21 protein-coding genes and 1 tRNA gene are annotated in these 25,079 nt (G+C 31.6%); 21 read left to right on the top strand and 1 reads right to left on the bottom strand.

Annotated elements, in window-relative coordinates:
• The first annotated feature begins 117 nt into the window (after positions 1-117).
• From porK to DU428_RS00625, 5 genes are all read left to right on the top strand, one after another.
• A complete protein-coding gene (gene porK, locus DU428_RS00645; protein WP_072348932.1) occupies positions 118-1,482 on the top strand; it encodes a T9SS ring complex lipoprotein PorK/GldK in 1,365 nt (454 codons plus the stop codon).
• A gap of 65 nt (positions 1,483-1,547) precedes the next feature.
• On the top strand, positions 1,548-2,183 hold the full coding sequence (gene porL / locus DU428_RS00640) for a type IX secretion system motor protein PorL/GldL (RefSeq protein ID WP_072348619.1): 636 nt from the start codon (positions 1,548-1,550) through the stop codon (positions 2,181-2,183).
• Positions 2,184-2,232: 49 nt separating this feature from the next.
• Positions 2,233-3,792, top strand: a complete 1,560-nt coding sequence (gene porM, locus DU428_RS00635) for a type IX secretion system motor protein PorM/GldM (protein ID WP_072348621.1) — start codon at positions 2,233-2,235, stop codon at positions 3,790-3,792.
• A 41-nt stretch (positions 3,793-3,833) separates the two neighbouring features.
• Complete coding sequence (gene porN, locus DU428_RS00630; RefSeq protein ID WP_072348623.1) at positions 3,834-4,733, top strand: type IX secretion system ring subunit PorN/GldN; 900 nt, start codon at positions 3,834-3,836, stop codon at positions 4,731-4,733.
• Positions 4,734-4,841: 108 nt separating this feature from the next.
• Entirely contained in the window at positions 4,842-5,909 is a 1,068-nt protein-coding gene (locus DU428_RS00625) for an NAD(P)/FAD-dependent oxidoreductase (protein WP_243633430.1), read from the top strand.
• Here the strand turns inward: DU428_RS00625 and DU428_RS00620 are convergent.
• A complete protein-coding gene (locus tag DU428_RS00620; protein ID WP_072348625.1) occupies positions 5,906-6,316 on the bottom strand; it encodes a DUF983 domain-containing protein in 411 nt (136 codons plus the stop codon). The genes DU428_RS00625 and DU428_RS00620 overlap by 4 nt on opposite strands.
• An 85-nt stretch (positions 6,317-6,401) precedes the next feature.
• On the opposite strand from DU428_RS00620, the gene DU428_RS00615 reads away from it, so the two are divergent.
• The 16 genes from DU428_RS00615 to DU428_RS00535 all read left to right on the top strand — a co-directional run bounded on the left by DU428_RS00615 (position 6,402) and on the right by DU428_RS00535 (position 24,943).
• Positions 6,402-8,309: an ABC-F family ATP-binding cassette domain-containing protein gene (locus tag DU428_RS00615; RefSeq protein ID WP_113965570.1), complete on the top strand. Its 1,908-nt coding sequence runs from the start codon at positions 6,402-6,404 to the stop codon at positions 8,307-8,309.
• A gap of 370 nt (positions 8,310-8,679) precedes the next feature.
• On the top strand, positions 8,680-9,954 hold the full coding sequence (locus tag DU428_RS00610; protein WP_123796478.1) for a hypothetical protein: 1,275 nt from the start codon (positions 8,680-8,682) through the stop codon (positions 9,952-9,954).
• Positions 9,955-10,345: 391 nt separating this feature from the next.
• On the top strand, positions 10,346-11,167 hold the full coding sequence (locus DU428_RS00605; RefSeq protein ID WP_113965569.1) for a leucine-rich repeat domain-containing protein: 822 nt from the start codon (positions 10,346-10,348) through the stop codon (positions 11,165-11,167).
• Between the two features lie 38 nt (positions 11,168-11,205).
• Positions 11,206-11,367, top strand: coding sequence for a CPXCG motif-containing cysteine-rich protein (locus DU428_RS00600; RefSeq protein WP_317047487.1), 162 nt, complete (start codon positions 11,206-11,208; stop codon positions 11,365-11,367).
• 156 nt (positions 11,368-11,523) lie between these two features.
• Positions 11,524-11,596 (top strand) — tRNA-Met (locus DU428_RS00595).
• A 54-nt stretch (positions 11,597-11,650) separates the two neighbouring features.
• Positions 11,651-13,051: a tyrosine-type recombinase/integrase gene (locus DU428_RS00590; protein ID WP_243633429.1), complete on the top strand. Its 1,401-nt coding sequence runs from the start codon at positions 11,651-11,653 to the stop codon at positions 13,049-13,051.
• 701 nt (positions 13,052-13,752) lie between these two features.
• Positions 13,753-14,439, top strand: coding sequence for a hypothetical protein (locus DU428_RS00580; protein ID WP_113965567.1), 687 nt, complete (start codon positions 13,753-13,755; stop codon positions 14,437-14,439).
• A gap of 1 nt (position 14,440) precedes the next feature.
• The gene (locus DU428_RS00575) at positions 14,441-15,166 is read left to right on the top strand and encodes a P-loop NTPase family protein (protein WP_113965566.1); all 726 of its coding nucleotides are present in this window, start codon (positions 14,441-14,443) and stop codon (positions 15,164-15,166) included.
• Between the two features lie 57 nt (positions 15,167-15,223).
• A complete protein-coding gene (locus DU428_RS00570; protein ID WP_113965565.1) occupies positions 15,224-15,664 on the top strand; it encodes a hypothetical protein in 441 nt (146 codons plus the stop codon).
• A 98-nt stretch (positions 15,665-15,762) separates the two neighbouring features.
• Positions 15,763-16,764: a helix-turn-helix transcriptional regulator gene (locus DU428_RS00565; RefSeq protein WP_113965881.1), complete on the top strand. Its 1,002-nt coding sequence runs from the start codon at positions 15,763-15,765 to the stop codon at positions 16,762-16,764.
• A gap of 62 nt (positions 16,765-16,826) precedes the next feature.
• The gene (locus DU428_RS00560) at positions 16,827-19,343 is read left to right on the top strand and encodes an N-6 DNA methylase (protein ID WP_113965564.1); all 2,517 of its coding nucleotides are present in this window, start codon (positions 16,827-16,829) and stop codon (positions 19,341-19,343) included.
• Complete coding sequence (locus DU428_RS00555; protein ID WP_113965563.1) at positions 19,330-20,478, top strand: hypothetical protein; 1,149 nt, start codon at positions 19,330-19,332, stop codon at positions 20,476-20,478. The genes DU428_RS00560 and DU428_RS00555 overlap by 14 nt, the downstream gene beginning before the upstream one ends.
• Before the next feature lie 66 nt (positions 20,479-20,544).
• The gene (locus DU428_RS00550) at positions 20,545-21,819 is read left to right on the top strand and encodes a DUF2130 domain-containing protein (protein ID WP_113965562.1); all 1,275 of its coding nucleotides are present in this window, start codon (positions 20,545-20,547) and stop codon (positions 21,817-21,819) included.
• Positions 21,820-21,839: 20 nt separating this feature from the next.
• Positions 21,840-23,567: a type I restriction-modification system subunit M gene (locus DU428_RS00545; RefSeq protein ID WP_113965561.1), complete on the top strand. Its 1,728-nt coding sequence runs from the start codon at positions 21,840-21,842 to the stop codon at positions 23,565-23,567.
• Complete coding sequence (locus DU428_RS00540) at positions 23,567-24,697, top strand: restriction endonuclease subunit S (protein WP_113965560.1); 1,131 nt, start codon at positions 23,567-23,569, stop codon at positions 24,695-24,697. The genes DU428_RS00545 and DU428_RS00540 overlap by 1 nt, the downstream gene beginning before the upstream one ends.
• Positions 24,698-24,712: 15 nt before the next feature.
• Positions 24,713-24,943: a hypothetical protein gene (locus DU428_RS00535; protein WP_113965559.1), complete on the top strand. Its 231-nt coding sequence runs from the start codon at positions 24,713-24,715 to the stop codon at positions 24,941-24,943.
• The last annotated feature ends 136 nt before the right edge of the window (positions 24,944-25,079 follow it).

The raw sequence follows: 25,079 nt of genomic DNA, 5'->3' as shown, positions 1-25,079 counted from the left end.
TTTACGATAACTAGAGTTATTTTTAAAAGAAAAAGTTGGTAATTAAAAAATATATAAATAAGTTTACGCTCTTTAATTTTGAGAATAAATATAATTAACCTCGAGTTTTTAATGAATATGAAGAAGTTTCTATTATTAACAGTAGTTTTAGCATTCCTTGCAAGTTGTGGTTCTGGTGACAGAGGACAGTTGGTTGGTGTTAAAGGAAAAAAATGGCACCCGGAAAAACCTTACGGAATGGAATTAATTCCTGGTGGAGCATTTATAATGGGTAAGTCAGATGATGACTTAGCTGGTATACAAGATGCACCAACAAAAACAGTTACCGTAAGATCATTCTATATGGATGCTACAGAAATTACAAATAGTGAGTACAGACAATTTGTAAACTGGGTTAGAGATTCAACTATTAGAACAAAACTAGCAATATTAGCAGATGAGGTTGGAGCAACTCCAGGTGATGGTGGTATTGGAGAATTTGCCTTTAAAGATGCAGATCCAGAAAACATGAACGCTTACGAAAAGTACATGTATGATAACTATAGCGGAATGGGTGAGACTGGTTATGAAGGTAGAAAACTAAACCACGATGTAGATATTATTTTTGATACAGCAGAATATCCAGATGAGTATTATGTAGAGGTTATGGATACTATGTATCTTCCTATTGAAGAGTCTTATAACGGACAACGCACCTGGGATGTTTCAAAATTTAAATTCCAATATTCGTATATGGATATTGAAAAAGCAGCAAAAGTAAGTAACAAAGGAAAAAGAAGATCTGAGTTTATTATCACGGAAGCAGTTGAGGTTTATCCAGATACAACAGCTTGGATTAGAGATTTCGCTTACTCCTACAACGAGCCAATGCATAATGATTATTTCTGGCATGATGCTTATGGAGATTATCCAGTAGTAGGAGTGTCTTGGAAACAAGCTAAAGCATTTTGTGAGTGGAGAACACTATATCACAACGCTTATAGAAAATCTAAAAAACAACACTACGTTAATAAGTACAGATTACCATCTGAAGCAGAATGGGAGTACGCAGCAAGAGGTGGTTTACAAGGAGCTACTTTCCCTTGGGGTGGACCATACGCTATCAATGATAGAGGATGTTTCATGGCAAACTTTAAGCCTTTAAGAGGAGATTATGCTGCAGATCAAGCATTATATACTGTTGAAGCAAAATCTTACGAGCCTAATGATTATAACTTATATAATATGGCTGGTAACGTTTCAGAATGGGTAAGTGCATCCTACGATCCTAACTCATACGAATACGTTTCAACTATCAACCCAAGTGTAAACGATATTAATAACCAACGTAAAGTTGTAAGAGGAGGGTCTTGGAAAGACGTAGCTTACTACTTACAAGTTAGTTCTAGAGATTTTGAATATGCAGATTCTGCAAGAAGTTATATTGGCTTCAGAACTGTTCAAGATTATATGGGAACTGATGTTACAGCAAACGCAAACTAATAAACAACCAAAATTAATAATTAATCAACCTTAAGTAGAAATACTTTAAAAAACAAACAAAAATTATGGCACAGAAAAAAATGACCATCACTAACATGATCTACGGATTAGGAGCAGCAATAGTAATTATTGGAGCTTTATTTAAAATTCAGCATTGGCCTTACGCTTCTGAAATTTTAACTCTTGGTATGATTGTGGAAGCATTAGTATTTACCTATTCAGCTTTCGAAAAGCAAGCTGGTGAAATTGATTGGTCTTTAGTATACCCTGAATTAGCTGGAGGAACTTCAACTGGTGTTAAAAAAGTAAAACAAGAAGACCCTAAAGATGCTGATGGTTTACTTTCTAAAAAATTAGACAACTTATTAAAAGAGGCTAAAATTGACGGAGACTTAATGGCTAGCTTAGGAGCAAGCATTAAGAATTTTGAAGGAGCTGCAAAAGGAATTGCTCCAACAGTAGATTCTATTGCATCTCAAAAGAAATATAGCGAAGAGCTTTCTTTAGCTGCATCTCAAATGGAGTCTTTAAACAGTCTTTATAAATTACAAGTAGAAAGTGCAAGTAGACAAGCTTCAATTAACGAAGAGGCTGTAGAAAATGCTGCTAAACTTAAAGAACAAATGCAATCTTTAGCATCTAACTTATCTTCATTAAATGGAGTATATGGTGGAATGTTATCTGCAATGAACAAAAACTAATTAGTATTAGTTATTAATTATAATTATTAACCTAAAAAACTAATTAGACATGGCAGGAGGAAAAGCGTCTGCAAGACAAAAAATGATTAACTTGATGTATTTAGTATTCATCGCAATGATGGCTATGAATATGTCAAAAGAAGTGCTTTCAGCATTTGGATTAATGGAAGCTAAATTCGCGGAATCTAACGAAGCTACAACAGAAAGAAATGAGAAGTTGTTAGCAGAATTAGATGTTAAAGCGGAAGAGAATCCACAACAATTTAAAGTGCCTGCAGCAAGAGCAAAGCAGGTGAAAATTGCATCAGATAAATTCTTTAATTACCTAGAATCTTTAAAAGCAGATTTAATTAAAGCAGGAAAATATCAAGAGTCTATTAAAGAAGGTGACTTCGAAGCAATGGATAAAACAGATATCCTTGATGCAGCTTGGTTTACTGGAGACCGTTTAACAAAAAAAGGTCAAGAGGTAATGGATAACATTAATGAGTATAAAAAAGCAATTAATGAAATTCTAGCTACAGACGAAAGTTATAGAGGAAGAGCAGAAGCTTTTGAAAAAACTTTCAGCACGAACCCAGTAGAAGACAAAGAAGGAAAGAAAATTGATTGGTTATCATACCACTATCAAGGATTCCCTGCAATTGCATCCTATACAAAGTTAACAGCAATGCAAAATGATGTTAAGGTAACAGAATCTGATATTTTCAGTTTATTCTTAGGAAATATTGTTTCTGAAGCAACAACACTTAACAACTATAAAGCTATCGTATTGCCAGAAAAATCTGCATTCTTCGCAGGAGAGCAGTTTAAAGGTAGAGTAGTAATTGGAAAATATGCTAATGTACCACCAACTAAATTAACAGTTCAAGGTAAAGAAGTAGATCTTTCTAAAGCTATCGATTCTTCAGGAGCAGCTACTTTAGACTTTAACGTAGGAAACGTGGGAGAGCACGAATTAAAAGGAGAATTTACTTTTATTGAAAACAATGAAGAATTAAAAATTCCTATTTCAGCTAACTATGTTGTTGTACCAAGACCAAACTCTGCAACTATATCTGCAGATAAAATGAATGTTGTTTACCGTGGCGTAAATAACCCAATGACTATTTCTTTCGCAGGTGTTCCAGATAGTAAAGTAAATGCTACAGGTGCTGGTTTAAGAAAAGGGTCAGGAGCAGGTAAATATAATATGGTTCCAACTACTGGTAGTGAAGTAACTATTAATGTTACAGCTAAATTAGAAGATGGTTCAACTGTAGGAGATAAGAAAAGCTTTAGAATTAAAGATATTCCAAAGCCTTCTGGACAAATGGTTGGGAAAACTGGACAATTCTCTTTACCTAGAAATAACGTAGAGATCGGAAAAGTGGAGGCAGTACTTGAAGACTTTGATTTCGATTTGCCTTTAACAGTAACATCATTCAAGTTTAAAGTACCTGGATCACCAAGTGTAACTTGTCAAGGAAACAGACTGAACTCTCAAGCAAAAGCAGCTTTACGTAAAGCTAAGAGAGGTGCAGATGTAACAATCTTTGATATTAAGTCTAAAAGTAACGGTCCAAGAATTAAGCCAGCAGCACCAATTATTATAGAGTTATCTAACTAATCAAACTTTATAGTATTATTTAAAAATAAATCAATTGTAAGATGAATTATAAATCTTTTTTATTAACCATTTTTAGTGTAGCAGTAACGACTACAGGTTTTTCGCAAGCAAATATTTTAAATGCAAAAACACCGCAAGAAATCGGAGTTAGAACTGAAGCACAAAAAGCTGTAGATAATGACAAACCATTAGAATATGGTTATGTAGATGATAGAGACATTATGTACTCTAAAATGACTTGGGAAAAAGTGGTTTTAGATGAACGTATAAACTTTCCTTTATACTATCCAATAGATACTAATAATATTGGAAGTGAAAGACGTTCTCTATTTGATGTTTTAACTAAAGCAATTAAAGAAGGTAAAATTGAAAATGTATATGACGATTCTTACTTTACTGCAAAACGTAGTTTAAAAGATTTACAAGATATTACTAGAAAAATTGATACTCTAGATATTGGTTACGATCAGTTAAATGCTGATGGTTATGTAGACCCTGAATATATTACAAAGAGAGAAATTTCTTCGTATGATATTAGTGCTTATTTAATTAAAGGTCTTTGGTACTTTGATAAACGTCAAGGTGAACTTAAATACAGATTACTAGGTATTGCACCTGCAGCACCAGACGTAAACTTTATTGATAGTGCAGACGAAGAAAATAGAGAGCCAAACCCTTTATACTGGATTTTCTTTCCAGATGCAAGAGAAGTGCTACACGAAGCAAAAACTTTTAACAATAAAAACAGTGCAGTGCCATTTTCTTACGATCATATCCTAAACTCTAGACGTTTTAACGGTTATATCTACAAAGAAGAAAATGTATATGGCGACAGAACCGTTGATGAGTATATTAATGATAATGCGTTAATGCAATTATTAGAGTCTGATAGAATTAAAGAAAAAATCAGAAACTTTGAAATGGATATGTGGTCTTACTAGTCACATTGTAAATTATAAAAAATGCCCACTTTTAAGTGGGCATTTTTGTTTTTTATAATTTTTGTTTCTTTATTTAATCAAATTACTCGAGCTTATAAATCTGTATATTTGAATAAAAATAATAACGATATTTTGAACGTAGATTATATTATAGTTGGTTGTGGTTTAGCTGGAATTCATTTCTGTGAGAAACTAAAAGAGAATAATAAAAGTTTTGTTGTCTTTGATGATAAATCTCAAACGTCATCTTTAGTTGCTGGCGGATTATATAATCCGGTGGTATTAAAACGATTCACTTCTGTTTGGAAAAGCACGGAGCAAATACAACTAGCTTTACCTATTTACAATAAGATTGAAAAGGAATGTGGTGTTATACTAGATCATAAAACTCCTGTGTATAGACGCTTCACTTCTGTAGAAGAACAAAACAATTGGTTTGTAGCAGCAGATAAACCTGAATTGTCAACATATCTTTCATCAGAAATAATTAAAAATGAGAACCCTGCTATTGAAGCTCCGTTTGGATTTGGTAAAGTTTTAGAAACAGGTAGGATAGATACCCAATTATTAATTGAAAGTTATAAAAAATCACTTTTAAGTAATCAGCAACTGGTGGAAGAATCTTTTAATTATGATTCTCTACAAATTTCAGATACACTACAATACAAGTATATTAGAGCGAAACATATTGTCTTCGCTGAAGGTTTTGGAATTATACAAAATCTTTTCTTTAATCATCTACCTTTAAAAGAAGCAAAAGGGGAGTTGTTAGTTATTCATGCTCCAGATTTAAAAATAGATTATGTTTTAAAATCTAGTGTATTTTTAATTCCTTTAGGAAAGGATTTATATACTGTAGGAGCCACATACAATTGGAAAGATAAAACTAACGCAATAACACAACAAGCAAGAGAAGAGCTCTTAAATAAGCTAAAAACCTTTTTAAAATGTGATTTTGAGGTTGTAGATCAAGTAGCAGGTATTAGACCAACGGTATCAGACAGAAGACCGCTAGTTGGAAAACATACTTCACATAAAAACATGTTTGTTTTAAATGGTCTTGGAACTAGAGGTGTTATGATAGCACCTTATATTGCAAAACAGTTATATGAATTCATAGAGTTAAGTTTGCCCTTAGAAGAGGAGATTAATATAGAGAGGTTTATCAAGTACTAAACCTGCTCTATCTTATTTTGTTTGACTTTCTCAGCTATCTCTTTATCATAGTGGATAAAGATATTTACCCAAATACTTCTAGACCAACGTAAAATAATTGGTGCAAATACCGTTAAAGTAGCAATTATCGAAATAAATATAGCATGTATAGAAGCGTCAAAAACAAAATAACTAACCACAAATCCTGCTACTGCAAAAGCAACTCCTAATGCGTAACTAACATACATTGCGCCAAAGAAAAAAGAAGGCTCTAAACGATACTGGGTACCACATTTTGAGCAATTTTCTTTAACGTTTATTACATGGCGTAAGTAATATGGGTTTTTATGATAATACATGGATTCTTGGTGACATTTAGGACATACACCAGTTACTATACTATATATTTTAGAACCTTTTTTAAACATAATTTTTAATGTACTTTTGCAAACTAGTTAATACTACAAAATTAACTTTTAATTCTTAAAATCACGTAACTATTGTTACCAATCTATGCTTAATATCCATAACTTATCTATTTCTTTTCAAGGTGAATACTTATTTGAAGAAATCACTTTTAAACTTAATTCTGGAGACCGAGTTGGTTTAATCGGAAAAAATGGTGCTGGAAAGTCAACCATGCTTAAAATATTATCTAAAGAAATGGAGCCGGATTCTGGACAATTAGCTTCAGATAAGGATTTGAAAATTGGTTTTTTAAAGCAGGATATTGATTTCGTTTTAGGAAGAACGGTTTTAGAGGAATCCTACGAAGCTTTTACCGAAATAAAAAAGGTAGAAGCACAGTTAGAAGATATAAATACACAGCTAGCAGAACGTGAAGATTATGAAAGTGACGGATATCATCAGTTGATGGTAGATGTGAATGATCTGCAGCATCAATATGAAATTCTAGGTGGTTATAACTATCAAGGGGAAACCGAAAAAATATTACAAGGTTTAGGTTTTAAAAGAGAAGATTTTAATAAACTTACCGATACTTTTTCCGGAGGATGGAGAATGCGAATTGAATTGGCAAAGCTACTTCTGCAAAATAATGATTTACTTCTTTTAGATGAGCCTACAAACCACTTAGATATTGAATCTATAATATGGTTAGAAAGTTTCTTAAACAACTATAACGGAGCCGTTGTAATTGTATCGCATGATAAGATGTTTTTAGATAATGTAACCAATAGAACCATTGAAATTTCATTAGGTAGAATTTATGATTATCCAAAACCATATACGAAGTATCTAGTGCTTCGTAACGAAATAAAAGAGCAACAATTAGCTTCACAAAAGAATCAACAAAAACAGATTGAGCAAACCGAAAAGCTAATAGAAAAATTTAGAGCTAAAGCAAGTAAAGCTACTATGGCGCAATCTCTAATTAAAAAATTAGATAAGATTGATAGAATTGAAGTAGACGAAGATGACAATAGTGTAATGACGCTTAATTTTCCTGTTTCCGTTACACCAGGTAAAGTAGTTGTTGAAGCTGAAAACATCTCAAAAAACTATGGAGATAATCAAGTGTTATCTAACATTAGTTTGATGATAGAGCGTGATGAGAAAACTGCTTTTGTTGGTCAAAACGGACAAGGTAAATCTACATTAGCAAAAATTCTTGTTGGAGATATTCAGCACGACGGAAAGCTAAAACTAGGTCATAATGTACAAATAGGCTATTTTGCTCAAAATCAAGCAGAGTATTTAAACGGAAGCAAAACCGTATTAGATACAATGATTAATGCTGCAAACGAAACCAATAGAAGTAAAGTAAGAGATATTCTTGGTTCGTTTTTATTTCGAGGAGACGAAGTCGAAAAATTTGTACGAGTACTTTCTGGAGGAGAAAGAAACCGTTTAGCATTAGCTAAATTAATGCTTCAGCCTTTCAATGTGCTTATTATGGATGAGCCTACAAACCATTTAGATATTAAATCTAAGAACGTTTTAAAGGATGCCCTAAAGCGTTTCGAAGGAACTCTTATTCTAGTTTCTCACGATAGAGATTTTCTTCAAGGATTAACAGATACTGTTTACGAGTTTAAAGACGAAAAGATTAAAAAATATCTTGGTGATATTGACTATTATCTAGAACAGCGTAATGTTGCTAACTTGCGTGAAGTAGAAAAACGTACCGTAATTAAATCTGCTCCTAAAGAAAAACAAACACATAGCTACGAAGAACAAAAGAAGCTAAAATCTCTTAATAATAAACTGAGCAATATAGAATCGAAAATAAATCAGTTAGAAAAAGAAATTAAAGAAATAGATGTTGAATTAGCTACAAACTATGACGAAGTCGTTTCTAAGCCTAATTTTTTCGATAATTATCAATCTAAAAAGGATAAGCTTTCTAAGTTAATGGAAGATTGGGAAAACATTACATTAAAGCTTGAGGACTACGCGTAAATTACCTTACAATTTAGATTATACTGAAAGCTCTTACTTAATAAATTCATAAGTAAATAAGAGTTGTCAGTGCGTTTCAAAAAAACATTTTTAAATACCCAGTTATATATATAACTGGGTATTTTTTGTTTATACCTATTTGACACTGTTTTATCCAAATTCTAAATCATAACCTCCAAATTCTAATTTGCGGTTGTGCTACTCTTACTTCGTCTATATGTTTGTGTCAGAATTGTCTCAAAGAAACCAATACACTAGCTTCTGAATACATTAACTAAATGGCTTCAGTAGTAAACATATACAAATAAAAATTTAGCCTATTAATTAAATTTCAATCAATAATAAATTCAATAATTAAAAAAAATCAAACATGAAAAATTTTCAATTTAAAATGCAAACACTTTTATACATGTCCATAACTTGTATAGTATTAATTAGTTGTAGCTCAGATGATGATAGTTTAGGCCCAATAGCTGATGAGCCAGACCCAACAGTAGAGCCTTTGGTCCTGGACTGTTCTATCATAACAGAAGCCATGGTTCTTGAAGACCGCGGTTCAGGAATTGATTATATATGGCCTTGTGAGGTAAAGGTTAGAGCACCGTTAACTATAGAGCCAGGTGTTACAATTGCTTTTGAGCAAGGAGGGGGTTTAATTATAGACGATTACGATACAAGAACAGGAGCATTAATTGCAAATGGTACAACTTCTAAGCCTATTGTGTTTACAGGAACCAATCAAACACCTGGAGCTTGGAATCGAATTTATATGGATTCAGGAGATATCAATAATATTTTAAATCATTGTATTATAGAATTTGCTGGAGGAACTGATGGAAGTTTACCTGCATTATCTAATGTAAATGGCAGCAAAGTAGAGGTTAAAAACACTATTATTCGTAAAAACAAAGGTGATGGAGTTTTTGTTACTACTTCCGCAAATATTGATGGTTGGCAAGCTAATATGATAATTGAAAATCAAGGTTTTCCTATGCAAATAGCAGCAAGGAAAGTTAAGTTTTTAGATGGAGAACAAACTACGTATGCCGATAATGGTAACAACCAAATTTATGTAAACTCTGGTTCTATATATAACCGAGGTTATATTGAAGACGAGGTAGATGGACCAGTTCATACCTGGTTAAATCCTGGTATTCCGATTTTTATAGAAGAGAATATTTATGTGCGACAAGATAGGGTGAATGAAAGACCTGGTCATTTAAAAATCATGGATGGTTGCAATATCATTTTCGCTGAAGATTATGGTATTCAAATGATCCATAATAATACAGTATTAGAGGTTTTAGGTACACAAGAAAATCCTGTAAATTTTTCAGGACTAAATGGGCAAGGTAGTTGGAAAGGAATTAATATAACTCAAAGTGTAAGTAGTTTAAATAAAATTGAAAATACTATTATTTCTGATGCTGGTCAATCACATTGGAACTGGTTTAATCAAAATGGAGGTCTTTCTTTAGGAGATCAAACAAGTCAATCTATAACATTAACATTAAATAATGTTCAAATTTCTAATAGTGGTGGATGTGGAATAGTAGAAAGAAAAATTGCAGCTAATTCTAGTTTAAATTATACCAACCTTACTTTTACTAATAATATTGGAAACGATATTTGTGAGGAGCTCTAATAGGAGTAATTAAAAGCTATTTTATTTAGTTAGTTATAATCGACCTTTCATTTAATGATTTTTAAAGAAAGGTCGATTTTATAATAATACTTCCATTTGAAATTACATGTAGTATTTGTTATGTGTAAAACACCCTAAGTAGAAATGTATATAGTAGATATAACTTGTGTAACCCTTTTTGGGTTATTGGAGTTTTTACTCATAAATAACAAAAAGAAATTATTTACTTATTATCATATAGTTAAACTTGTTAAGAGAGCAGTTTACAAAGCTTTTTTTTATGTAATAAAATTAAAGCCATTTTATAAACCTGTGCACTTCATCGAATAAATTTGTTTTTAATCTATATATCTTTTAGATTCGTATAAAATTAATCCCAAATCAGTTAAGGATGAAGAATTTTAAACTTACTATAATCTGTCTTTTTGTTTGTGTTTTTGCGACAGCAAATGTTTCAAAAGCAGAAAGAGATGCATTGGTTAGTATATATCATGCAACACAAGGGGCAGAGTGGAATACTTCATGGGATTTACAAAAACCAGTATCTTCTTGGTATGGAGTTACAGTTAAAGACAATAAGGTTGTAGGACTAAACTTACAAATGAACAACTTACAAGGAGAACTGCCTCAAGAAATAGGCAATCTAGTTTCGCTCCAAGAATTAAACTTAGGTTTTAATAAATTAGAAGGGAATTTACCAGAATCCCTTTTCAATTTAAGAGCATTGAGAACTTTAAAGTTATTTATGAACTCTTTTAATGGAAGTATTCCTGAGGCTGTAGGCCAGTTAACAAACTTAGAAGTTTTAGAATTGTTTAGTAATAACTTAACAGGAGAAATTCCAAGTACTATTGGTAGTTTAAAAAATCTTAAGAAATTAATTTTAGGAAGTAACTTTTTAACAGGATCAATTCCAACACAGATTAGTGAATTAGTCCAATTAGAAGAACTAAGTTTGATAGATAATAAGTTAGAAGGTCAAATTCCTTCAGAAATTGGTAGTCTTGTAAACCTAAAAGAGCTGATTTTAACAAGCAATAATTTGTCGGGGTATTTGCCATATGAATTAGCAAACCTTAAAGAATTAAGAACCGTAATGTTAGGTGACAATAACTTAACAAATAGTGATGTAGCAAGCTTAATAGAACAGGACCCTACAGATATATTAACAAAGTTTCAATTTGCTTCAGAATCTGCTATTGCAACAGATTAATATAGATATACTTACTTATAGAATAGGCAAAATTTATTTTGCCTATTTTTATTTTATTAAAGAGCAGTTTTTCTTGCCCTTATTGTTGGCTAGAAATATTGATGCTTGTAGATACTAGCATAAAAAAACAATCTTATATTGAAGATTGCGAGGTGTGTTGTAATCCAATAGAGATTATTGTTCAATTTAATAACTCATAATTAGTTGATATTCAAGTGAAAAATATCGAACAATAAACTTTTTTAGAATTTTCCTTGTAATAACGAAAAAGCGTTGTATATTTGCAACCGGAAATGATTGAGTCGGCATTATGAACCGAAAGTTAAAAGCTAAGACAATCATTTCTAAATATAAATCGCGGGATAGAGCAGTAGGTAGCTCGTCGGGCTCATAACCCGAAGGTCACTGGTTCGAGTCCAGTTCCCGCTACGAAGCTTAAAGCTAATTAAATCAAAGGGTTGTGTATTCACAACCCTTTTTTTTATGTCTTCAATTTTAAGTTTTATATTGCAGGTACATGATTCAGTACATGATTTTGCTATGAAACCCGACTACAATGAACCTAAAATCTACACAGGAGGTGTGGATATTAATAACTGGTCTAAGCTTACCAAAAAAGAGCAAAAAACAGCTCTTAGTAAACCATGGTATGTGTATTATTCTTTTCGAAATCCTGAGACAGGTAAGTTAATACAGCAAAAAAGAATTAAAGCATCTGCTAATAGTTATAAGACAAGGAAAGAAAGATTAGCTATTCTAAAACCTATTCAACGTAAACTTGCAGATATTCTTGATGCAGGATATAATCCTTACTTAAAAGATAATTCACATGTTAGAGATAATTTAATGGGTGGTAGGAAAATAGTTGTTAAGGAGGAGCCAAAACCAATCATTAACGATGCTCCAAAAACAGTTGAAGTTATTAGAGCTATACCTAAAGAAACTTTACAAGTGAAAGATGTTGCTGCTAAGGAGGAGAATATTACGATTGTAGAGGCGCAAAAATTAGTTTTAGATACTAAAGAACAAGTCCTTAATAGTAATTCATTTCCAAAATTTAAAAGTCGAATAAATCAATTTTATAGATGGCTATATGAGAATGGATTTAAAGAAACAGATTCAATTGATAAGATCAATAAAAAGATTGTGATACAATATTTAAATCAAGTATTGCAAAAGACTAGCGCTAGAACCCGAAACAACGCTAGAACTGATATTAGTACTTTTATACAAACCTTAATAGACAATGATGTATTACACAATAACTTTGTAAAAGAAATAAATAAACTTACGTCAAAAGCTAAACGTAATAAGTCTTATAATTCAACACAGCTTAGAGATATAAAAGAATATATGGAGGAAAACGATCCTCTTTTATCTCTTTTTGTTGACTTTATTTATTATGGTTTTTTAAGGCCAATAGAGGTGTGTAGACTTAAAATAGGAGATATAAATCTAATTGATAATAAAATGCATGTTCAAGCTAAAAATAAGTTAGTGAAAGAAAAAATTATTCCTAAAATCCTACTAGATAAAATACCTGACTTAAGTTCGTTTTCACCTTCGGATTACTTATTTACAAAATCTCAAATAGGTGGGGAATGGGAAATTAAGGAAGGGTCTAAACGTGAGTATTTTACAAATCGATTTAAAAAAGTAAAACAACATTTTGGCTTAAGTGTAGATTATAGTTTACATAGCTTTAGGCATACAGCTACTACAGAGCTTTATAAGAAAATATCAAAAGAGCCTAATATGTCACCACATGCTGTTAAAAGTAAACTGATGCTTATAACAGGTCATTCTTCTATGTCTGCATTAGAAAGTTACCTAAGAGATATTGATGCAGAATTGCCAGAAGATTTTTCTCGTTTTTATAAATGATAGCTATAGTTTAATTTTTAATTTAGATTATTTTGCCACATAGAATAAAGGCTCAGAACCATGGTTATTACCAAGGTCTGAGCCTTTGTTTTTTAAGGATTTTCTAATTTATATTAATTAAGTATTGATTAATATAATGAAATTCAGGTGATCATTTCTGTATTAAGATCTATTCCTGTATTGTTAGGAGTTTTCTAAAGCCTTGGATCAAATCCAAAAGGATCAAAGGTGTGCAAAACGGATCAAAGGTGTGCAAAACAGATCAAAGGTGCGCAAAGGTGCGCAAAACGGATCAAAGGTGCGCAAATCGGCAAAAACCGGCACAAAGGTGCGCAAAGGTGCGCAAATCGGCACACCCCAAAAAAGTGCTGTGTTATGTTTGTCTTAAATAATTAATAACAAACACCTAATAAGCTGTTTTCTTAAGGGGATTATGGACGCATCAACAGTAATGGAAATAACTAAGCTACTTCCGGAAGAGGAATTGGTAAGGCTATATTGTTTGCTGGAGACAAAATTGTCTACACTTGATGTGTTACCAAAACCTAAATCAATTAATAAAAAACAGAAAAAAAGAATGCCTGTTTTTACAGAACAGGATGCTCAAGATTTCTTGTTCAAAAATCTAAAGATTTAGAGGTGAACACAGGTATGTTGAAATTGTATGATAGATAGTTTATTAGAATTAAAAATAGGTAAAAATGACAAATTCAGGATTTATTATGTTGTTACGCGGGATAGTGGACTGGGAATGGTATACAGACTTAAATGCATGTAAGGTTTTTTTTCATTGCTTAATTAAAGTTAATTATAGTGATAAAAAGTGGCAAGGAATCGTTGTAAGGAAAGGAGAGTTTATTACTTCTTATGAGAGGTTAGCTGTTGAAACTGGACTTACAGTTAGTAAAGTAAGGACTGCTTTATCAAAACTAGAACTGACAAGTGCTTTAGCTATTGAAACCACAACCAGTTACACTAAAATTTCTATCCCTAATTTAAATGATTTTGTAGCAGAAGTCAATTATGGAAACATTGACAATCAAAGTAGCACACAAAATAGCATACGATTTGACAATCGCTTAGCAAACGAATCACAATCATTTAACAATCAAATAGCAACAACTAATAATAAAAATAATAATATAATAAATAGAAAAAAAATATTTAGAGAGCAGGTTTTCTCTTTCTCTAATTTTAATATTAAAACTTTAGAATCCTTTTTTAATTATTGGAGTGAGTTAAATTCAGATAAAACAAAAATGAGATTTGAAAAAGAGCAATTTTTTGAAATTGAAACACGCTTAAATAAATGGAAAGAAAATGAGAGGACTACGATAAGCAGATACAATCAGAAAACAGAATTACAAACCAATAGAAAGTTAGCTTAAAATGAGATACAACGATACACAATCTGTAGGGCAATTGTTTAGTAACATGCAAGGAGTGAAAAACATTATTGATGAAAATGTGATCAAGCAACCAAATCCACCAACTAAAGAAGAATTATGGAAAGTTTTTAAGTACACTTTTTTTGATATGTATGGTAAGCATTTTATTGAAAATGCATATACAATCAAAAATATTAAAGTGTTGTTTTATTATTTTTTAAATGACTTAGAGTTTTTCAATTGTAGCAATCTTATAAAAGGTTTGAATACACCAAGCTTCAATAAAGGTTTATTGATAATTGGAGGAGTAGGTATAGGTAAAACAGACTATTTTAAGGTTTTTGAAAGAGTATTTAAGTTCTATAATCCATTAAGATTTAAGGTCTATAGTTCAAAATCTCTTGTTAGCGATTATGAAAAATGTTCAACTCCTATGGAAAAAGAATATTTTTTTTCGGATAAAGAAAGAAAACTACTTTGTATAGATGATTTAGGAGCAGAGAATAACGCAAGTAATTATGGCATTTTTGATGTAGTAGGAAATTTGCTATCTAATAGGTATGAAAAAAAGTTAGTAACCTATGCAACTGCAAACTTTGCTTCCTCATCAAATGATGTTGATGAAACACTTGAAGCGATGGGAGTAAGGTATGGACACAGAATATATGATAGGTTGTTCGAAATGTTTAACGTTATAACTTTTTCAGGTCCAAGTTTAAGAACATAGTAAAAGGTTAAATTAAACCTTATTTAACGTATTAATAACCAAATCAACGACAAAAACATGAAAAAAATTAAAAATTGTAAGCATTGTTATGAGCCATTTCAATCAAGAAGAAGTAATCATGTTTACTGCACTACAAGTTGTAAAACAAAAGCAAGTTATAAGCGTAATAACTACAAATATATTTCTGGTCATTACCAAAAAGAAAAGAAAGAGGTAGAGTCGCAAGATAAATTAATGGCTCCTGATTTAATTAGTAAACAACTTGTGGAGTTAGAAAATAAAGTGGAATTTTTAGCAAATCAAAAAAAAGAAACTAAAGGGGCTCTTGCTTCGGATATTAAAAATGTAGCGTTAGGTTCTGTAGCAGCTGATGCTGCTATCTACACTGCAAAAAAGATGTTTATGCCAAATAGCTTGCCTGCTACAAAAAAGGATATTGAACTATTGAAACAAGAAATACAGCAATTGAATTATTTGTTAAAGTTGAGAAGATCATAATTTATTAGGCGTAAGATGTAAACAATTGAATTATATCATTTGCAATTATACTTTATAGTTTAAAAGTTATATTTTTAATGTTTTCAAAAAATTATGGAATGGCAAATAGTACCCACGCACATTTAAGATATAATATTTTAGATTATTGCTTTCGTAATAAATCTTACAATTTTGAAGAATTGTTGAGGTATGTAAATGAAAGAATTGCTGAATATTATCCGGGAGAAGGTATATCTACAAGAACTTTACGAGAAGACCTTAAGGTGTTTAGAGATAAAGAAAATGGGTTTGCTGCACCATTACCAGAAAAAATAAGAATCTTAAAATATACAAACCCCAATTACTCAATAGCACAAAAATCTTTACTAAAAGAGGAGCAATATTTAATTGATGCCGCCCAACAGTTGTTGGAAAGATTTCAAAACCATCCAAAATATAACAAACTTGCGGAGGCTTTAATCAAGTTTCAGGATGAAGAAGACCCAGAAACTGATAATTCAAAAATTTTATTTTACGACCAAAATGAAGAATATAAGGGAATTAAACATCTGAAACCACTTTATTTAGCTATTAAGAAAAAAGAAGTTCTTCAAATGAATTATAAAGGCTTCAAAGATCAGCAATCGAGTGTTTTTGATTTTCATCCGTACCTTCTAAAACAATATAATAGGCGATGGTTTGTATTTGGGCTAAATAGTTCGAAAGGAATCAAACAATGGAGTATTCCTTTAGATGAAAGAATTATTGGGTTTAATGTTCTTGAAGATGTTGAGTATGTCGAGTCAGATACGGACTGGAATAATTTTTTCAGAACCATGGTAGGTGTCGTAAGGCCTTTAAATGCTCCAATAGAAAAAGTGATTTTACGGTTTTATAATGGTAGAGAAAACTATTTTAAAACAAAACCATTCCATCCAGATTACGAAGAGTTTTTTGAAGATGATAAACAAGATCAAGTATGGTTCGAAACTATTATAAATAATGAGTTGGTTCAGCAGTTATTATCTTACGGTAAAGATGTTGAAGTTTTAGCACCAGAAAAGCTTAAAGAACAATTGAGTGAACATACGAGAAAAATGAGTGAATATTATTTAAATTAACTATGCAATTACTTTGCATTATTATGACTTTAATTTGTAGAGTAATTTTAAAATTGTGATTAATGAGTGGTCTAGAAAATAATTTTTGGAGTTTTTTTAACAATGTTCGAGGAAGTAAGGATATAAAAGAACTTAGAGAAATAGTGATTTCTTTAATATTCTTAAAGTATGCAAGTGATAAGTGTTCAAATAACCCAATAAATGAAATTTCAGTAACGCAAAAGGCTAATTGGGATTATCTAGCTGAAAATTCACGAAATCTCAATTTTTTGGACCTTCTAATCGAAGCTTTCAGATCAGTAGAGGATCAAAATGATAAGATTAAAGATACATTTAGTCTTTTTGATTTTAGCCGAAAATTCAAAGGTGAATATGATTTAAATATAATTAGGGAGCTTTTTGAAATAACTTCAAGTCTTGAGTTACCACAAGATGATTTAAGTTTCTCTAAACTTATTGGTAACTTACTTACAAGGTTTTCTGATTATGAAGGAAGAAACGTAACCAGTTTCACAACACCTGATTCAGTTTCAAAATTAATGGTTCAATTATTAGCGCCAACAGAAGGTTCTGTTTTAGATTCAACTTGTGGTTCAGGTGGTTTTTTTCAGGAAATTGCCGATACTTATCCTCAGAAAAAATTTCAATTTTACGGACAAGAACTAGATAGATCTGTGCTGGCTATCGCAAAGCTACGTTTCGCATTTAATTATAAAAATTCATTTCAATTTGGTGAAGCTAAAAATACTCTAGCAGAGAATCAATTTCCAAATTTAGATTCTGACTTTGTAATTATGCAACCCCCTTTTAAGGTACCTAATTGGAGTAGAGATGTAAGTCCATTAGATCCAAGATTTAAGTATGGATTACCTCATAAAAATAATGCGAATTTAGCTTGGGTACAACACGCAATTCATCTTCTTAATTCCAAAGGGAAAGCTGTCATTTTATTAGGTCAGAGTTCATTGTTTGCAACTCAAAAAGAAGAAATTGCGATTCGAAAACAGTTATTAGAAAATAATTTCGTTGAATCTATTATCACGATGCCAAGTGGGATAATAAATTACACTGGAATAAGGACTTGCATTTGGATTTTAAATAAAGCAAAGAACACAGACAGTGTATTGATGATTGAAACAGATTCCTTAGTAGAAAGGTTAGTAAAAGGATCGTATTTTTCAGAAAAATCTATAAATAAAATAAACCATATTTATAATGACTTTGTAGAGGTTAAAGATGTTTCTAGAATAGTTACCTTAGAAGAGATAAGAAAAAAGAAATATAGCTTATATCCGTCTCAATATTTTGACATTTTAACTGAAGGGGAGCTTTCAAACCCTAAACGATTGGATGAGTTTGTTGTCCCGGCAAAAATTAATAAGTCTCAACCTTCGGAATTATTGAAAGCTATTAGCATTAAAGATTTATCTAATAACATAGATAATTTTGAAATTGATATTTCAAAATTAGAAGAAAGAGGGAATCTTAAAAATCATGTTCTATTTAATGGAAGAGCTTTACTTTTATCTACTATAGGGGGTGACTTGAAACCGTCATTTGTTGATACTTTAAATCAAGAAATAGCTATTCAGAAGAATGTTGCAATTTTTACTGTTGATGAAAATAGAGTTTTAGTAGATTTTTTAGTTCAGGAACTAAATAAAGACTATGTTGAAAGGCAATTACTTGGTTTTTTAAAGGGCGCAGCAATAAAGTATATTAATAAAAAAGATATCAAATCACTTATCATAGATGTGCCTAGTTTAACGAGTCAGCAAAGTGATATTGTAAAACGTGAAAAGAAAATACGTTTTCAAAAATTAGTTTTAGAATCGGGATATCAAAAACAACTCGATAATTTCAAGAAAGAACAAGAAGCTGATCTAAGCTCTAAACGTCATATGTTAAATCAAGATGTTTCAAGCTTAAATTCTATTGTTGAATATATTAAAGGAGAGTTTAATTCTCGTACAAATGGTATACAATTAGGGACTGTCTTAGATAAAAGAGATGGTACTACCATGGATATACTATTAAACTCTTTAACAGATACAGTTAGGGTTATCTCTGAACAGGTTAACTCATTATCCAATACTGTAGAAGATATAAAAAAAGAAGTATTTGATGTGAAATTATTCATAAAACAATTAGCCAAAAGAGAATCCTGCAAGTCCTTCAGTATTGTAGAGTCTTATGATGAGGATGAATTTTACACTAAAATATATGCAGATAAAAGTCAGCTTAGAAATGCTTTTAAGTGTGTTCTAAATAATGCAATAAGACATGGGTTTGGCGGTAATTCAAAAAATAATGTTTTTAAAATCACATTGAAAGATAACGGAGAATACATTGACTTACTCTTGGAAAATAATGGTGATCCTTTACCAAAGGGAGTAACTAAACAAAGTTATAGTACAAAATCTATGAAAGCTGGTAAAACCGGTAACACTGGTATCGGGGGCTGGCATGTTGGCATATTTGCAAAATCTCACAATTTGAAATGGGATTTAATTAATAATGAAAACGAAGAATTTAAAGTAGGTGTAATGTTTAAACTAGAAAAACATGAAAGAATATAAAGTTCTGTGGATTGATGATGATTTTAACAAAGATTTTGATAGGCTTGCTTATCAAAATGGAATTGAGCTTGTTCATTACAAAACATCAAAAGAAGGGATGGCTATATTAGAGTCAGGTATGAAAACGAACTATTTCGATGCAGTGATATTGGATGGTCTTGCTTACAATGAAAGTGAGAATGAAGAACATAGTATTGATGGCTTAATTAATTCTCTTAATAAAATTTCTGAGTTAAGGCAATTAAAATGGTTTCCTGTTTTTGTTTTTACTGGTGAGTTAAACAAATTGGAATATAAAGGGGATATAAAATGGGTTGAAAGATTTAATGTGCCTATTGTAATTAAAGGTGTTGATAATAAGGGGTTTATAGAAAAAGTTATAGCGGCTGCTGATCAACAAGAAATCACACAGTTGAAACATAAATACCCAAATCAGTTTGAAATTTGCACAAATAAATATATTGGAGCAAATCATTTTGAAAGAATGATTGGCCTCATAAAAGATATAGAAAATCCAGAAAAAATTAAGTTAGCTCAAGATATGCTGAACCCGATAAGAAAGATTATGGAAGCTATTTTAGATAAATTAAATGAAATCGGATTGATCCCAGATGAAATTCGTCACGTTCATGGAGGAATCAGTGGTTCAAGTTACTTCCTATCAGGGCAAAATACTAGTTACGAGTATTACAGTGAATTGATTCACCCCATGGTAGCTGAAAACATTTATAGAATATTAAATATAACTCAGGATGGATCTCATGATAACGGAAAAAAACTACGAGCGGATGAATATCTATCTTTAAGTAAAAATCATAACCTTTATAAGAGCACTATTTATCTGCTACTGGATATTGTTGACTATATGAAGGAGTTTATCGATGATAATTCGAATATTGAAAGAAATAAAGCAAAATGGGAGTTAAAGAAAGAAGAGGAATTTCTTCATAAGGGCATAATAGCTCAAGATGATAATGGCAATTATTTTTGTGATAAATATTTATTAAATAAAGGTTACGTAGAACGTAATAATAAAATTGGTGATAAAATCATAATTATTGAATCTTCTGAGAATGGAGTGGCTTTGTTAAAAGAGTTGTATCCATTTTTTGCCAGTAAATACAAAGTGTCGTAATAACTATGCAGTCACCCCGCACACTTCATTCTTAAATTTGAGCTATAATCAATAATAAATAAAGCTATGAGTGAGAACACCAACGTAAAATGCCCAAATTGTAAAGAAGTTTTTAAGGTAGATGATTCTGTTTACACGGATATTGTTAAGCAAGTACGCGACCAGCAATTTCAAGACGAATTAAATAATCGTTTGGAGTCTGCTAGTAAGGAAAAACAAACTGCACTTCAGTTAAAAGAATCTGAATTAAAAATAGCTTTCCAACAACAGTTGGCAGATAAACAGCGTGAAATTGAAGCTTTAAAACATAAAAGCAAATCAGAATTAGCAGAGGAGCTGTCTAAGCAACAAGAAGTGATAAGACAGTTACAAGCTAAGATTGAAAGCTCGGAATTACAAAAGCAATTGGAACTTCAAAAAGCGGTTAATGAACTAAAAAATGAAAGGAACCAACTTGCTAACGATTTAAAATTAAAGGAATCGGAAAAGATAAACCTGGAAAAATCTTTAAAGGAAGACTTCAGACGAGAATTAGATCACGTAGCTAAAGACATAAAGTTGAAGGATGAGGAGATCGAGCGATTAAAAGACTATAAACAAAAGCTGTCAACTAAAATGATAGGGGAAACCCTAGAGCAGCATTGCGAGACAGAGTTTAACAAGTTAAGAGCAACGGCATTCCAAAACGCTTATTTCGAAAAAGATAATGATACTTCGCAAGGGACTAAAGGCGATTATGTCTATAGGGAACTAGACGAAAACGGAAATGAGATCATTTCAATAATGTTTGAAATGAAGAATGAAAACGACCATACAGCAACCAAAAAGAAAAATGAGGATTTTTTTGCAAAACTAGATAAAGATCGCAGAGATAAAGGTTGTGAATATGCTATATTAGTATCATTATTAGAGTCGGATAATGAACTGTATAATACCGGAATTGTAGATGTATCTTACAAATATGAGAAAATGTATGTGGTAAGGCCTCAGTTTTTTATTCCTATCATTACACTTTTAAGAAATGCAGGAATGAAGTCCTTGCAGTATAAAGCAGAGTTAAGTATTGTTAGGAATCAGAATATAGATATTACCAATTTTGAAGACAAGATAAATGATTTTAAAAAAGGATTTGCAAGAAACTACGATTTAGCAAGTCGCCAGTTTGGAGATGCTATAAAGGAAATTGATAAAACAATGACCCATTTACAAAAAACAAAAGATGCTTTACTAGCATCGGTAAATAACTTACGTTTGGCAAACAATAAAGCAGACGACTTAACCATTAAGAAATTAACCCATGGTAATCCTACCATGAAACAAAAATTTGATAATTTAATTTAAAAGTATAGATATTAAATAACATGATTACAGGAGAATTAAAATCACAAATAGACCAAATCTGGAATACCTTCTGGACTGGTGGAATATCCAACACCATCACCATCGTTGAGCAATTAACATACCTAATATTCATCAAAGATTTAGATGAAACCGAAACGCGCAACGAGCGCATGGCAAAACGACTTAATAAAGACTTTAGTCCTATTTTTGGTAAAGACCAGCAAAATTTTAGATGGAAGAACCTAAAAGAGATGGACGTGCAAGCACGTCACGAAATTTTTAATAACTCTGTAGATGGTATTTTCCCTTTTATACGTAGTTTAGGAAGCGAAAAAAGTTTGTTTAGTACCTACATGAAAGATGCATCTTTCGGTATCAATAAGGCAGCAACACTAGATCTAGTAATTGAAAAACTAGAGCGAGTTGATATGTCAAAACAAGATATTAAAGGAGATATTTACGAATATCTATTATCTAAACTAGAAGGAGGAGGAACATCTGGGCAATTCCGTACACCAAGACACATTATTAAGTTAATGACAGAAATGATGCAGCCTACGCTAGAAGACACCATTTGTGACCCTTCTGTAGGTACTGCAGGTTTTTTGGTTGCAGCTAAAGAGTATATAGACAAACACAATAGCGTTACCGATTTAGACAAACATAAAGAGCATATAAACAAAACCATGTTCAATGGTACCGAGTTTGATGCTACCATGCTACGTATTGCGTCTATGAATCTGTTTTTGCACGGAGTTGAAGAACCTAATATTGTAGATGTAGATGCAGTAAGTAAAGATAATACAGTTAGCGATGCTTATACTTTAGTTCTAGCAAACCCACCTTTTAAAGGAACCATAGACAAAGAAAGTATTGCGCCCGGATTACGTAACGTAACCGATACCACAAAAACCGAACTCCTATTCCTAGCCCTAATGCTACGCCAATTAAAAAAAGGTGGTCGTGCAGCAGTAATTGTACCAGATGGTGTGCTCTTTGGTGCAGGTAAAGCATTTAAAAGTATCCGTTCAGAAATTGTAAAAAATCATAAACTAGAAGCGGTAATCTCCTTACCTTCTGGTGTCTTTCAACCCTATTCTGGTGTAAGTACAGCTATTATCATTTTTACAAAAACCGATAATGGAGGTACAGATAACGTGTGGTTTTACGATATGCAAGCAGACGGAAAGTCTTTAGACCAAAAACGAAACTTACTGGTAGATGCAGAGTTATTTAATGATTTTGCGTTTGGTGATGCCTTTGCGAAAAGAAAAGAGCTTATAAAAGATGCAGATGCAAGTGCAGATGAGCCAAAAAAAGAAGGTGATGACAAAGAAGACGGATATGACTTTTTACCTAATAAAAAAGAAAAACAAGACACCATACATGCGAAGTTTAATCTGCCACAGATTTTAGATCATTACCGATACTTAAAAAGTGAGTATTGGGGTAAAATGCATAGTAGTAAAGGCGAGTTATTGCATGTGCAAGATGTACCAGAAAATTTAGGTTTAGATAAGTTTATGAGTGGTACTTGTACACATGACTATGCAGACCGTACCTCCCAATCTTTCTTAGTGCCTTTAAAAGAAATTAAAGAAAATGACTGGGATTTATCCATTAACCGATACAAAGAAATTGTATATGAAGAAGTGGAATATGATGCGCCTTCTGAAATATTAGAACGAATTAAAGAAACAAATTCAGTCAGAAACCTTTTATTGGAAAAACTACAAAAAAGTCTATAATGGAAACTATTCTTCTTACAGAAATATGTAATCCGAAGCAATGGAAAACGATTTCTAGTAGCAAATTACTTGATTCAGGTTATCCAGTTTACGGAGCTAATGGAATAATCGGCTATTATTCGAATTATACTCACGAAGAACCAACTGTTTTGATAACATGTAGGGGTGCGACTTGTGGTAAGATAAACGTTAGTGAGCCAAAATCTTATATCAACGGTAATGCAATGGCTTTAGATGACCTAAGTAAAGAATATGATTTAAATTTTCTTAAGTATGTTTTAATTTCGCGCGGTTTGAATGATGTAATATCTGGTTCTGCACAACCTCAAATAACTAGAACGGGTTTGAAAAATATAAGAGTTCCAAATCCACCACTAAAAACCCAAAAGCAAATAGCCAGCATTTTAGACAATGCAGCAGCCTTACGCGATAAAACCGCACAACTACTTAAAGAATACGATTTGCTAGCGCAATCTATCTTTTTGGAGATGTTTGGGGATGTTGTGAATAATCCAAATAATTGGAAAACGAAGACAATAGAACAATTGGTAGTAAATGAAAAAGGTTCAATAAAAAGAGGTCCTTTTGGTGGTGCTTTGAAAAAAGAAATTTTTGTTGAACAAGGTTATTTAGTTTACGAGCAATACCATGCCTTAAATAATGATTTCAATTTTGAGAGGTACTTTATTGATGATGAAAATTTTGAAAGATTAAAAGGATTCGAAGTTAAACCAGGTGATATAATTATAAGCTGTTCTGGTGTATATTTAGGTAAACTTGCAATTATACCTAAAGATGCCAAAAAAGGTATTATCAATCAAGCTTTATTAAAGGTCACATTAGATGAACAAAAAATGAGAAAAGACTTTTTTGTCTTTCATTTTACGCAACAGAATTTTAGAGATAAACATTTTGGAGCCAATAGAGGAGCCGGAATACCTAATTTTCCACCAATGGCAAGCTTTAAAAAATTTCCATTCATTGCACCACCAATTGAACTTCAAAATCAATTCGCTGAAAAAATAGACTTAATCGAAAAACAAAAAAAGTTAGCGAAACAAGAGTTACAAGAAAGTGAAGATTTGTTTAATTGCTTATTGCAAAAAGCGTTTAAAGGAGAGTTGGTGTAAAAAAAAAAGAAAACCATGGATACTAAATATGTTAATAGGATAATTGAAAGCACAAAGAAAATTAATGATTACAAGGAAGTTATAACTGCTTTTCAGTTAGATTTTACTGCTTTTAATCAAGACTATAGAGCGGAGGTTATTTCAGAATTTGAAAACCTTATAGAGGAAGAAAAAGTAAGATTAAAAGCAATTTATATATTACAAAAACAAAAAGCGCTTTTAGAGAAAAAAGGAAAGAATGAATAAAAGGAAATATTAATATAAAAGAACAGGGTCGAGTGGCCGAGAAGAACGTTTCGCACAATTACTATTGCTTGAGATATACGTCAAGTGAGTGCTAAATACCAATGTCAAGAGAAGTTTGATTAATTTCTGCTCCTAT

Origin of the sequence: Oceanihabitans sediminis (assembly GCF_003337215.1) — a bacterium.
GTDB classification, from domain to species: domain Bacteria; phylum Bacteroidota; class Bacteroidia; order Flavobacteriales; family Flavobacteriaceae; genus Oceanihabitans; species Oceanihabitans sediminis.
Note: the sequence above shows the minus strand (reverse complement) of the source record. Positions and strands in the feature narration are given on the sequence as shown.

Bases quoted from the DNA above. Each gene is read 5' to 3' on its own strand.
- DU428_RS00615 (WP_113965570.1), top strand. From the start codon at position 6,402: ATGCTTAATATCCATAACTTATCTATTTCTTTTCAAGGTGAATACTTA.
- DU428_RS00565 (WP_113965881.1), top strand. From the start codon at position 15,763: ATGGCAAATAGTACCCACGCACATTTAAGATATAATATTTTAGATTAT.
- DU428_RS00535 (WP_113965559.1), top strand. From the start codon at position 24,713: ATGGATACTAAATATGTTAATAGGATAATTGAAAGCACAAAGAAAATT.
- DU428_RS00580 (WP_113965567.1), top strand. From the start codon at position 13,753: ATGACAAATTCAGGATTTATTATGTTGTTACGCGGGATAGTGGACTGG.
- porN (WP_072348623.1), top strand. From the start codon at position 3,834: ATGAATTATAAATCTTTTTTATTAACCATTTTTAGTGTAGCAGTAACG.
- DU428_RS00570 (WP_113965565.1), top strand. From the start codon at position 15,224: ATGAAAAAAATTAAAAATTGTAAGCATTGTTATGAGCCATTTCAATCA.
- DU428_RS00540 (WP_113965560.1), top strand. From the start codon at position 23,567: ATGGAAACTATTCTTCTTACAGAAATATGTAATCCGAAGCAATGGAAA.
- DU428_RS00610 (WP_123796478.1), top strand. From the start codon at position 8,680: ATGAAAAATTTTCAATTTAAAATGCAAACACTTTTATACATGTCCATA.
- DU428_RS00545 (WP_113965561.1), top strand. From the start codon at position 21,840: ATGATTACAGGAGAATTAAAATCACAAATAGACCAAATCTGGAATACC.
- DU428_RS00550 (WP_113965562.1), top strand. From the start codon at position 20,545: ATGAGTGAGAACACCAACGTAAAATGCCCAAATTGTAAAGAAGTTTTT.
- DU428_RS00620 (WP_072348625.1), bottom strand. From the start codon at position 6,316: ATGTTTAAAAAAGGTTCTAAAATATATAGTATAGTAACTGGTGTATGT.
- DU428_RS00560 (WP_113965564.1), top strand. From the start codon at position 16,827: ATGAGTGGTCTAGAAAATAATTTTTGGAGTTTTTTTAACAATGTTCGA.
- porK (WP_072348932.1), top strand. From the start codon at position 118: ATGAAGAAGTTTCTATTATTAACAGTAGTTTTAGCATTCCTTGCAAGT.
- porM (WP_072348621.1), top strand. From the start codon at position 2,233: ATGGCAGGAGGAAAAGCGTCTGCAAGACAAAAAATGATTAACTTGATG.
- DU428_RS00605 (WP_113965569.1), top strand. From the start codon at position 10,346: ATGAAGAATTTTAAACTTACTATAATCTGTCTTTTTGTTTGTGTTTTT.
- porL (WP_072348619.1), top strand. From the start codon at position 1,548: ATGGCACAGAAAAAAATGACCATCACTAACATGATCTACGGATTAGGA.
- DU428_RS00555 (WP_113965563.1), top strand. From the start codon at position 19,330: ATGAAAGAATATAAAGTTCTGTGGATTGATGATGATTTTAACAAAGAT.
- DU428_RS00575 (WP_113965566.1), top strand. From the start codon at position 14,441: ATGAGATACAACGATACACAATCTGTAGGGCAATTGTTTAGTAACATG.
- DU428_RS00590 (WP_243633429.1), top strand. From the start codon at position 11,651: ATGTCTTCAATTTTAAGTTTTATATTGCAGGTACATGATTCAGTACAT.